Source organism: Micromonospora sp. NPDC002411 (genome assembly GCF_053592955.1).
Genome location: NZ_JBSFBM010000249.1, coordinates 1 through 10,048 on the forward strand (window position 1 = coordinate 1; position 10,048 = coordinate 10,048).

The following is a 10,048-nucleotide window of genomic DNA, read 5'->3' on the forward strand; positions in this document are numbered from 1 at the left end:
GCAGCACCGCCAGGAGCGTGCCGACCACCAGCGAGGCCACGATGGCCATCGCCGCCGCGATCAGTCGACAGCGCTGCCATGGCGATCGTCAGTCCCGCGGCGAGCGCGGTACGTCGGAACCTGGGCATGGGGCCCCCATCCATCGAAAGATGAAAGATTCTCTGAGAGCGAGATCACATCACCCCCGTGCAACGGGCGTCAATGGCCCGTAACAGATTCGTTCGATGAAAGACACGCACGCGAACGCGGGCCCGCCTCGCCGAGGCGGACCCGCGTTCGCCGGGTGAGGGACGCCGGGCTAGCTGCCGGCCGGGCCGCCGCGGCGCTTCAGCGCCATCGCTCCGGCGAGGTTCAGACCGACACCCCACAGCAGCAGTACGCACAACCACTGCGCCCACCGCAGCAGGCTCATGTCCCCGGAGAGCAGGTTGCGCACGCTGCCGAGCGGGGTGAGCCACGGCTGCGCGGCCGGCACGCCGCTCAGCAGCGCGAACAGGCCCAGCGGCAGGACGATCGTGCCGGTGAATGCGGCCACCGTCGAGCGCAGCAGCAGACCCAGCCCGGTGCCGACCAGCCCGGCGACGATCTGCACCAGCACGCTGCCCACCGCTACCGTCCCGGCATGCCGCCACGGCTCGTCGGCGACGTCGGTCGGGGTGAGGGCTAGCGTCGCGGCGCAGATCAGCACTCCGGCGACGGCGATGACGACGGCCGGCAACCCCACCGCGAGCACACTGGGCAGGACCCGGACCGGGCCGGGCTGGGCTGGCGACCCCGGTCGGACGCCGCGGTCGGCCCGCGCCCCGCGCAGGTCCCGGACGAGCAGGATGCCGAAGAGCGGCGTCACGACCGACATCAGGCTCTGCACGGTCTCGGAGAGCGCGGCGAACGTCCGGTCGGCGGGAGCAGCCGCCGCGACCAGCGCCACGGCGGCGAGCAGCCCCGCCAGTAGGGTGCCGGCGAGCAGCCAGCGTCGGGCCCGGGTGCCGAGGGAGCGCCGCAGAGCCGCCCGTGTCGTCTCATCCACCCCGACCGCCTCCTGACTCGTCCGCTCGATCGGCCGCGATCGTCGTGAGCGTACCGGCGACGGTCTCTCTGCGTGGTCCCATGATCACCCGGAGGCTGTTTCCTGGCTCACGTCCGCGCACCCACACGCGGCGGGTCGCGCGGGGCCTCCGACAGTTGTCCTAGCCTCGGGCTAGGCTCGCTGCGGCGCGCCACGCCGGCTGATGTCGCCGGTGACCGGCTGCACACCGCCGAGACCGGGGAGTACGACCAGTTGACCGCAGAGCCTGACACCCTGTACGGGGCCGATGACCTCACCCACCTTGAGGGGCTGGACGCCGTCCGCAAGCGGCCCGGCATGTACATCGGTTCCACTGACAGCCGTGGCGTGGGTCACCTCGTCAACGAGATCCTCGACAACTCCACCGACGAGGGTGTCGCCGGTCACGCCAGCACCGTCGAGGTGATTCTGCACGCCGACGGCTCGGTGCAGGTCGACGACGACGGCCGGGGCATCCCCACCGACGTGCACGCCAAGTCCGGCATCTCCGGCGTCGAGCTGGTGCTCACCCGGTTGCACGCCGGCGGCAAGTTCGGCGGCTCCGGCTACAAGACCTCCGGTGGTCTGCATGGTGTGGGCGCCTCGGCGGTCAACGCGCTGTCGCGCCGGTTCGACGTGACCGTCCGCCGCGCCGGCAAGATCCACGCGATGTCGTTCCGGCACGGCGTGCCAGGGATCTTCGACGGCGACGGGCCCGACGCGCCCTTCACCGCCGGTCCCGGCCTCCAGGTCGTCGGCGCGGTGAAGCGTGGCCAGCGCACCGGCACCTCGATCCGCTGGTGGCACGATGCCCGCTACTTTGAGACCGGCGCCGCGCTCGACGTCGACGCGGTCCGCATGAAGCTGCGCAACACCGCGTTCCTGGTGCCCGGCGTGACGTACCTGCTGCGCGACCTGACCGGCGAGACGCCTGCCGAGGAGCGGTTCCACTATCCCAACGGGCTCAGTGACATGGTGGAGTTCCTCGCCCCGGCCGGCGATCGGCCGGTCTCCGGCACCCTGCTGGTCAACGGCGAGGGCACCTACCGGGAGAACGCCGCCGACGCCAACGGCGTCATGCAGTCCAACGTGCAGCGCCGCGCCGAGGTCGAGGTGGCGTTCCGCTGGGGCACCGGCTACGAGCGCACCGTCGAGTGCTTCACCAACACCATCCGCAACGCCCACGGCGGCACCCACCGCAAGGGCTTCGAGCGGGCCCTCGTCCGCTCCCTCGCCGACGCGGTCCGCAACACCCGCGGCCTGCTCAAGGCCAAGGAGGAGCCGCCCACCCTGGACGACGTCCTGGAGGGGATGACCGCCGTGGTGCACGTGCGCATCCCGGAGCCGCAGTTCACCTCCCAGACCAAGGACGAGCTGTCCACCACCGGCATCACCAAGGTCATCCAGAGCCTGGTCGACGCCCACGTCAAGGCCTGGCTGGAGGATCGGCGCACCAAGGCCGAGGCGCGCACGGTCCTGCAGAAGATCGTCGACGCGGCCCGGGTCCGGCTCACGCAGAAGCAGCAGAAGGACGCCGCCCGGCGCAAGACCGCCCTGGAGGGCGCGTCCATGCCGCCGAAGTTGGTCGACTGCCGCGCGACGGGCATCGACCGCAGCGAGCTGTTCATCGTGGAGGGTGACAGCGCCCTCGGGACAAGCCGCATGGCGCGCTCGTCGGAATACCAGGCGCTGCTGCCGATCCGGGGCAAGATCCTCAACGTGCAGAAGGCCAACCTCCAGCAGGTGCTGGACAATGCCGAGTGCGCCGCCATCGTCCAGGTCCTCGGGGCCGGCTCGGGGCGCACGTTCGACCTCTCCGCGCTCCGCTACGGCCGCGTGCTGATCATGGCTGACGCCGATGTGGACGGTGCCCACATCCGTACGCTGCTGATCACGCTCTTCGCCCGCTACATGCGCCCGCTGATCGAGGCCGGTCGGCTCTACGCCGCGATGCCGCCCCTGCACAAGATCACCACCAGGGGGCGCAACCCGCAGACCGTCTACACCTACACCCAGGCCGAGATGGAGACGACGGTCCGCAAGCTGGAGAAGGCCGGCAAGCAGATTGTCACCCCCATTCCGCGCTTCAAGGGTCTCGGTGAGATGGACGCCGACGAGTTGTGGGACACCACGATGAACCCGGCCACCCGTGCCGTCCGCCGGATCACCCTCGACGACGTCGACGCCGCCGAGCGGATCCTCGAGCTGCTGATGGGCGAGAAGGTCGAGCCGCGCCGCAACTGGCTGATCGACTCCGCCGACCGGGTCGACCGGGAAGCGATCGACGCATGAGCCCACGCTTCGTTCGAGTGGAGAGCTGAGTCATGGCACGCCGTAAGGAAAACAAGGTCGACCTCTCCTCGTTCGACCAGGCCGGCGCGCGGGTCTTCGACAATCCGCTGGTCACCGAGGTCTCCGACTCCTACCTGGAGTACGCCTTCTCGGTCATCCACTCCCGCGCCCTGCCCGACGCCCGCGACGGCCTCAAGCCCGTGCACCGGCGCATCCTCTGGTCGATGTACGAGCAGGGCTACCGCCCCGACCGAGGGCACGTGAAGTCTGCCCGAATTGTCGGGGATACAATGGGAAAGTATCATCCGCACGGCGACACGGCGATCTACGACGCGATGGTCCGCCTCGCGCAGGACTTCTCGCTCAACGTGCCCCTCATCGACGGTCACGGCAACTTCGGTTCCCCCGACGACGGCCCGGCGGCCTCTCGTTACACCGAGGCCCGGATGTCCCGCGAGGCCATGCTGCTCGTCGGTGAGCTGGGCGAGGACACCGTCGACGTCGAGCCCAACTACGACGGCTCGCTGACCCAGCCGACAGTGCTGCCGGCGGCCTTCCCCAACCTGCTGGTCAACGGCGCGTCCGGGATCGCTGTCGGCATGGCCACCAACATGATCCCGCACAACCTCGCCGAGGTCGTCCAGGCCGCCCGCTGGCTGATCAACCACCCGGACGCCACCCTGGACAAACTCATGGAGTTCGTCCCCGGCCCCGACCTGCCCACCGGTGGCGTGCTGCTCGGCCTCGACGAGGTGCGTCGGGCGTACGAGACCGGGCGCGGCGTGGTGCGGATGCGCGGCAAGGTGGAGATCGGCCCGATCGAGGGCAGCCGGGGTCGCCAGGCGATCACAGTGGTCGAGCTGCCCTACGGAGTCGGCGCGGAGAAGGTCATCGCGGCGATCACCAACGAGGTCACGAAGACCAAGCGGCTGACCGGCATCGCCGACGTCAAGGACCTCACCGACCGGGAGAGCGGCACCCGCCTCGTGGTGGAGTGCAAGGTGGGCGTCAACCCGCAGGCGCTGCTCGCCGACCTCTACCGGCTTACCCCGTTGGAGCAGTCGTTCGGCGTCAACAACCTGGTCCTGGTCGACGGGCAGCCGCGCACGCTGGGGTTGAAGGCGCTGCTGGAGGTCTTCCTGGCCCACCGGTACGAGGTGGTCACCCGGCGCACGTCGTACCGTCGGCGGAAGCGCCAGGAGCGGCTGCACCTGGTCGACGGTCTCCTGATCGCGCTGCTCGACATCGACGAGGTGGTCCGGTTGATCCGGGGCAGCGACGACGCGCAGGCCGCGAAGGACGGGCTGATGAGCCGGTTCGGTCTCTCCGACATCCAGGCCACCTACATCCTGGACACTCCGCTGCGCCGGTTGACCAAGTTCGACCGGATCGAGCTGGAGACCGAGCAGGAGCGGCTGCGCGCCGAGATCGCCGAGCTGAGCACGATCCTCGACGACGAGCGGGTGCTCCGGAAGGTGGTCTCCGACGAGCTGGCGGCAGTGGTCAAGCAGTTCGGCACCGAACGGCGTACGACACTTGTCGACGGTGACCTGAAGGAGGTGCTGGCCGCGTCCGCGCCGGCCGGCCCGCTGGAGGTCGCCGACGACCCCTGCCAGGTCATCCTGTCCGCGACCGGGCTGGTCGCCCGGACGGCGGCCGAGTCGGAGGAGAGCGCCGAGGGGCGCCGACGCAACGGCCGGGTCAAACACGACACGGTACGCGCGATCGTGCACTCCACCGCCCGTGGTCGGGTGTTGCTGCTGACCAGCGCAGGTCGGGCCTTCAAGGTCGACGTCCTGCCGTTGCCGGTGTTGCCCGAGCAGGCGGGCACCGTGTCGCTGCGCGGTGGCATGTCCGCGGCGGAGCTGGTGCCGCTGGAGGCGGGGGAGACCGTCGTCGGCCTGGCCCCGCTGGGCGGGCAGGCGGAGGGCTCTCCGGGGCTGGCCCTGGGCACCCGGCTGGGCGTGGTGAAGATCTGTGCTCCGGAGTGGCCGGTGCGTTCCGACGAGTTCGAGGTCATCGGTCTTCGCGACGGCGACGAGGTGGTCGGGGCGACCTGGCTGACCGACGGCAACGAGACGTTGACCTTCGTCACCTCGGACGCGGCACTGCTGCGCTTCTCCGCCGGGCTGGTCCGTCCGCAGGGCCTCAAGGGCGGCGGGATGGCCGGCATCAACCTGCCGACCGGGGCGCGGGTGGCGTTCTTCGGGGCGGTGCGGACCGACGACCCGGGGCATGGCGAGCCGATGGTCGTCACCTCCACCGGGGCGACGGTCAAGGTGACGCCGTTCAAGGCGTACCCGGCGAAGGGCCGGGCGACCGGCGGCGTCCGCGCGCACCGCTTCCTCAAGGGTGAGACGGAGGTGGCGGTTGCCTGGGTGGGCCCGCGCCCGGTCGGCGCGACCGGCACGGGTGAGCCGGTCGAACTGCCGGCGGCCGACCCCCGCCGCGACGGCTCCGGCTTCGCGGTGATGCTCGGCCCAACGGTGGTGGGCCACCTGATCGAACGCGACTGACCGCGAACACGGCGTGTCCGACGCGCCTGGTCTCAAGATCCGCGCAACGTCGGGGACGTTGCTGCCTCCGGCGTGCGGCAGGCAGCAGTTTCCCTGAAGCTGCGCGGATCTTGGCGTTCACAGCGCCGATGATCGTGCTCGATCCTGGTTGTAGTGGCATCACCGACGTGGCGATGCCACTCGATCCTTGATCGAGCACGATCATGCGGAGGGGGTATGCGCGTTAGGATGAGGGTTCTGTTGTCGACGATGGCCCGGGCGCGCCGCCAAGCGCCTCTCACATGACCTCTCTTGTGTCCGGCGGAGTCGCCGACGCGGCGTGAGCGCCGCCATCCGGGTTCGTCCGCCGCGCGAGCTGCGTGCCGCCCGCCGACCCCGTCAACATCGCTGCTGGGGGCACCTGATCGCCGCCCCGCTGTGGCCGCTGCACGGTGCGAACCTGGGCACCCTCCTGCGTACCTGCGACGCGGTCGGCGCCTGCCTGGCCGTGCCGCCGTTCCGGTGGGTGGACGAGGCCCTGGCCCGCGGTAACACCCTGCGCCGGCCGGGCTGCGTCCACCGGGTCGGCAGCCCGCTGCGGTGGTTGGCCGCCGAACGGGCCGGTGGCGCCCGGATCCTCGGGGTGGAGTTGGCCGACGAGGCCGTCCGACTCGGTGACCTGCCCGCCGCTCGGGGGCGCACCGTGGTGCTGCTCGGGCACGAGTCGAGCGGCATCCCGCCCGAGGCCCTCGACCAGTTGGACGCGGCAGTGGAGATCCCCATGATCGGGCATGGCCAGAGCCTGAACGTGGCCGTCGCCGGTTCGCTGGTCCTCTACAAACTCGCCGGCATGCTCTGAGGGTGCCTGTCGAACGAGAAGGCGATCAGGCGACGTTGTGAGGGCGGAACTGAACGCTCACCCGGGGGCCGACCGGGCGGGTGGTCTTCGGGATGGCGTGTTCCCAGGTGCGTTGGCAGGAGCCGCCCATCACGATCAGGTCGCCGTGGCCCACCGGGAAGCGCAGGCTGTCGCCACCGCCGCGCGGGCGGAGCAGCAGGGGTCGGGGCGCGCCGAAGGAGACGATCGCGACGACGGTGTCGGTGTGCGCGGAGCGGCCGATGGTGTCGCCGTGCCAGGCCACGCTGTCCCGACCGGAGCGGTAGAGGCACATGCCGGCGGTGACGAAGGGCTCGCCCAACTCGGACGCGTAGTGCCTGGTCAGCGCCGTTCGCGCGGCGGTGAGCACCGGGTGGGGAAGTTGCCGGTCGGCGTCGTACCAGCAGAGCAGGCGGGGCACGTCGACCTCGTTGTCGAACATGGTGCGGCGTTCGGCCCGCCAGGGCACCTCGGTGAGCAGGGTGTCGAGGACAGTGTCGGAGCCGTGCACCCAGCCGGGGAGGTGGTCGACCCAGGCGCCCCGGCTGAGCTGGTGTCGGCGGATCTGGCCGGGCAACGGCCCCAGTGTCGGCCCCGTGTCGGTCAGGTCGAGCATCGACGGCTGATAGGCGGCCTGCGGCATACGGCCACCCTAGCAGCACTTTCGTACACCAGTGCTAGTCGGACGTCGCGCCGGTCCGCTTCCCCGCGGGATGATCGACGCCACCTCGGCGAGGTGGTGCCATCCCGCTGGCCAGACACCCCCACATCGCCGGCCTGGAGTCGATCACAGCGTCGCGGCGGTAGGCGGGCGGACGGCATCGAACACCGCGTCCACGACCCGGGCCCGGCCCTGCCCGTCGACTGTCGACCACGCCTGGCCGGCGAGGGTCGCGCGCCGCTGCGGTGAGCTGAGCAGCCCGTGCAGGGTCCGCGCCGCCGCCGCACGGGCGGCCCGTCCGGCGACTCCGGCGGCGGTCAACTCCGGCAGCTCGCCGAGACCGGCGGCCAGGCCGTGCCGCACCACCCGGTGGTACGACTCGCGTTGGTTGTCGACCACGCAGACCAGGGCGGCGGGTGCGCCGAGGCAGCAGAGTTCCCAGGTGGACGTGCCGGCGGCGCTGACCACCAGGTCGGCTTCGGTGATCAGGGTCGGCAGCGAGGTGGTGGGCGGAACCGGTCGGACGACCTGCCCACGACCGGGGGTGACGTCCTCCACCTCGGCCTCGATCTCCGGTCGGCCGACGATGACCGTGAGGTCCATCGGATGGCCGGTGGCCACCAGCACCCGGGTCAGCACCGGGGCCGCGCCGACGGCGTCCGTTCCGCCGAAGAAGGCCAGCACCCGGGGGCGGCTGACCGCCGTGGGGGACGGGGGGACCTGTGGTCGGGCGGTGATCACGGAGTCGCGCAGCAGGGCGTATCCGCTGCCGGCGAGCAGCCGTCCGGGCAGCTCCGGTAGCTGCGCTCCGAAGTTCTGGTCCAGGTAGAGGTCGGCGACCTGGCCCCGGCTGTCCCCATCGATCACGGCGAGCGTGAACACGCCGGCGTCGCGGAGGGCTCCCGCCCCGGCGGGGTCCAGATCGTAGGAGTCGAGGACCATCACGTCCAGCTCGTGTCGGCGGGCTGCCTCGACCAGCCCGTCCGGTGTGTCCGGGCCCGGGTACAGGGGGATGCCCCGCGCGGCGAGATCGGCGGTGGCCCAGTCGAGCCGTTCGACGGTGCCGAACACGGCCACGTGGGCGCCTCGGGCCAGGAACTCCTCGGCGAGCGCCAGGCAGCGGACGAGGTGGCCGACGCCTCGTCGTGGCCCGGCGTCGCAGCGCAACCCGACCCGTAGCGTGCTCAGGACTCCTCCAACTGCTTCTGCCGTACGTCGGCGTTGAGCGCGCGCAGGTGGGGTTGCCCGTCGAGCCAGTCGGTGAGCTTCGCCAGCGGCACGTTGACGTCACCGAAGTGGTCGACGACCGCGCTGACCAGTGCCCAGTCCTGCTCGGTGTCGAGGGTCAGCCGCAGCCCGGAGCGGTCCGGGGTGAGCGTCACGCCGAGCACCCGGAACAGCTCCGGATGGGTGTACGCGTACGACGTCACGTGCACGCGGTGGTGGTCGGTGGCGAGCCGGCCGACGGTACGCAGCGTCTCCGCCCGGATGATCTCGACGTCCAACCCTCGGGGCAGGGTACGGGCGATCGACGTGCTGGCGTAGTCGAGCCCGGGGACCGCCCGGTACACCGACGCGACCAGGGTGATGATCTCCGGGTCGAGCAGCGGGCAGTCGGCGGTGAACCGCATGACCGCGTCCCCGGGGTGCGCCGCGAGCGCACCCAGGAACCGCTCCAGCACGTCGTCGACCGGCCCTCGGTGGCACGGCACGCCCAGCCGTTCGCACTCGGCCGCCACGGCGTCGTCGATGCTGTCCGTGCTGGTCGCGACCACCAGATCGGTCAGGACCCCGCTGTCGGAGGCGGCCCGGACCACCCGGCCCAGCACGGAACGCCCGGCGAGCGGACGGAGCACCTTTCCGGGCAGTCGGGACGACCCCATTCGTGCCTGCACGATGCCGGTGATCCTGGGCGCCGCGTCGGCGTGGTCCGTCGCCGCCGTCCCGGTCACTGCTGCTCCTCCTGCCTCGGCGCGAGCACGGCGGTGGCCCGCCGTTTCGCGGCGCGGGCGCCCCGCTTGGCCAGCCGTGCCGGGGTGATGGCGAGCCGGCCGACCCGGTAGCTGATCGAGCCGCTGAGCAGACCGATTGTGGTTTCGGCTCGGCGCAGCGCCCGTTCCCGTGAGGTGAGCAGTTCCTCGGTCCACGCGGTCAACGCGGCCAGCCGGGTGATCTCCTCGCGCTGGCGCAGCCACGCCTCACGGAGCTGCTGGTAGCTGCGCGAGCCGATCGGCGGATCGGTCGGTGCGACGGTCTGCAGGTCGGTGGCGAGGTTGATCCTGCCGTCGAGGTCCAACCCGTGCAGGGCGGCGGCGATGGCGGCCTCGGTCTCCACCGCCTGGGTGACGGTCGCGCGGTCGAGCTCGCGCCCGGCGAGGCCGCCGAGCACCACCGTCAGACCCGGGACGTCGAGGGTGGACGACCATGGGTGGGCGTACCCGCCGGTGAGCAGACCCGCCGCGAAACGCCACAGGCCGCGCGCCAGCACCACGTCGGCCGGCAACGCGCCGGTGGCCCGCCAGCTCGGGTCGAGCACCGCGTACCGCTCGCCGTCGACCACCACGTTGTCGGTCCCGGCCAGCGCCGCCGCCCCGGCGATCCGGCCGTCGCCGTCGGCCTGGCCGGCGAGCCAGCCCGCGTACCCGTGCAGCAGCGTGCGCAGGCTCGCCAGGTCGCGG

At 71.5% G+C, this 10,048-nt stretch carries 7 protein-coding genes and 1 pseudogene; 3 read left to right on the forward strand and 5 right to left on the reverse strand.

What is annotated here, in order from left to right:
* Positions 1-298: 298 nt before the first annotated feature.
* Entirely contained in the window at positions 299-1,027 is a 729-nt protein-coding gene (locus ACWCO3_RS25080) for a hypothetical protein (protein WP_357932137.1), read from the reverse strand.
* Between the two features lie 252 nt (positions 1,028-1,279).
* Here ACWCO3_RS25080 and ACWCO3_RS25085 point away from each other — a divergent pair, with 252 nt between their 5' ends.
* From ACWCO3_RS25085 to ACWCO3_RS25095, 3 genes are all read left to right on the forward strand, one after another.
* Positions 1,280-3,337, forward strand: coding sequence for a DNA gyrase/topoisomerase IV subunit B (locus tag ACWCO3_RS25085; RefSeq protein ID WP_357932140.1), 2,058 nt, complete (start codon positions 1,280-1,282; stop codon positions 3,335-3,337).
* Positions 3,338-3,369: 32 nt separating this feature from the next.
* Positions 3,370-5,853, forward strand: a complete 2,484-nt coding sequence (locus ACWCO3_RS25090; protein WP_145784323.1) for a DNA gyrase/topoisomerase IV subunit A — start codon at positions 3,370-3,372, stop codon at positions 5,851-5,853.
* A 319-nt stretch (positions 5,854-6,172) separates the two neighbouring features.
* Positions 6,173-6,691 carry an RNA methyltransferase gene (locus ACWCO3_RS25095; protein WP_145784321.1) on the forward strand — a complete coding sequence of 173 codons (519 nt, stop codon included), beginning with the start codon at positions 6,173-6,175 and terminating at the stop codon, positions 6,689-6,691.
* A gap of 25 nt (positions 6,692-6,716) precedes the next feature.
* On the opposite strand, the gene ACWCO3_RS25100 is transcribed toward ACWCO3_RS25095, so the two are convergent.
* The 4 genes and pseudogenes from ACWCO3_RS25100 to ACWCO3_RS25115 form a co-directional block, all read right to left on the reverse strand.
* The gene (locus ACWCO3_RS25100; protein ID WP_450012335.1) at positions 6,717-7,352 is read right to left on the reverse strand and encodes an alpha-ketoglutarate-dependent dioxygenase AlkB; all 636 of its coding nucleotides are present in this window, start codon (positions 7,350-7,352) and stop codon (positions 6,717-6,719) included.
* A gap of 144 nt (positions 7,353-7,496) precedes the next feature.
* Positions 7,497-8,558 carry a PseG/SpsG family protein gene (locus ACWCO3_RS25105; RefSeq protein ID WP_358163245.1) on the reverse strand — a complete coding sequence of 354 codons (1,062 nt, stop codon included), beginning with the start codon at positions 8,556-8,558 and terminating at the stop codon, positions 7,497-7,499.
* The gene (locus tag ACWCO3_RS25110) at positions 8,555-9,322 is read right to left on the reverse strand and encodes a cytidylyltransferase domain-containing protein (protein WP_450012337.1); all 768 of its coding nucleotides are present in this window, start codon (positions 9,320-9,322) and stop codon (positions 8,555-8,557) included. The genes ACWCO3_RS25105 and ACWCO3_RS25110 overlap by 4 nt, the downstream gene beginning before the upstream one ends.
* Positions 9,319-10,048, reverse strand: a pseudogene (locus tag ACWCO3_RS25115) (class I SAM-dependent methyltransferase); the annotation flags it as partial. The pseudogene ACWCO3_RS25115 and the gene ACWCO3_RS25110, both read right to left, overlap by 4 nt.

Excerpts from the sequence above, each read along its gene's own strand:
- ACWCO3_RS25090 (WP_145784323.1), top strand. The coding sequence starts at position 3,370 with ATGGCACGCCGTAAGGAAAACAAGGTCGACCTCTCCTCGTTCGACCAG.
- ACWCO3_RS25100 (WP_450012335.1), bottom strand. The coding sequence starts at position 7,352 with ATGCCGCAGGCCGCCTATCAGCCGTCGATGCTCGACCTGACCGACACG.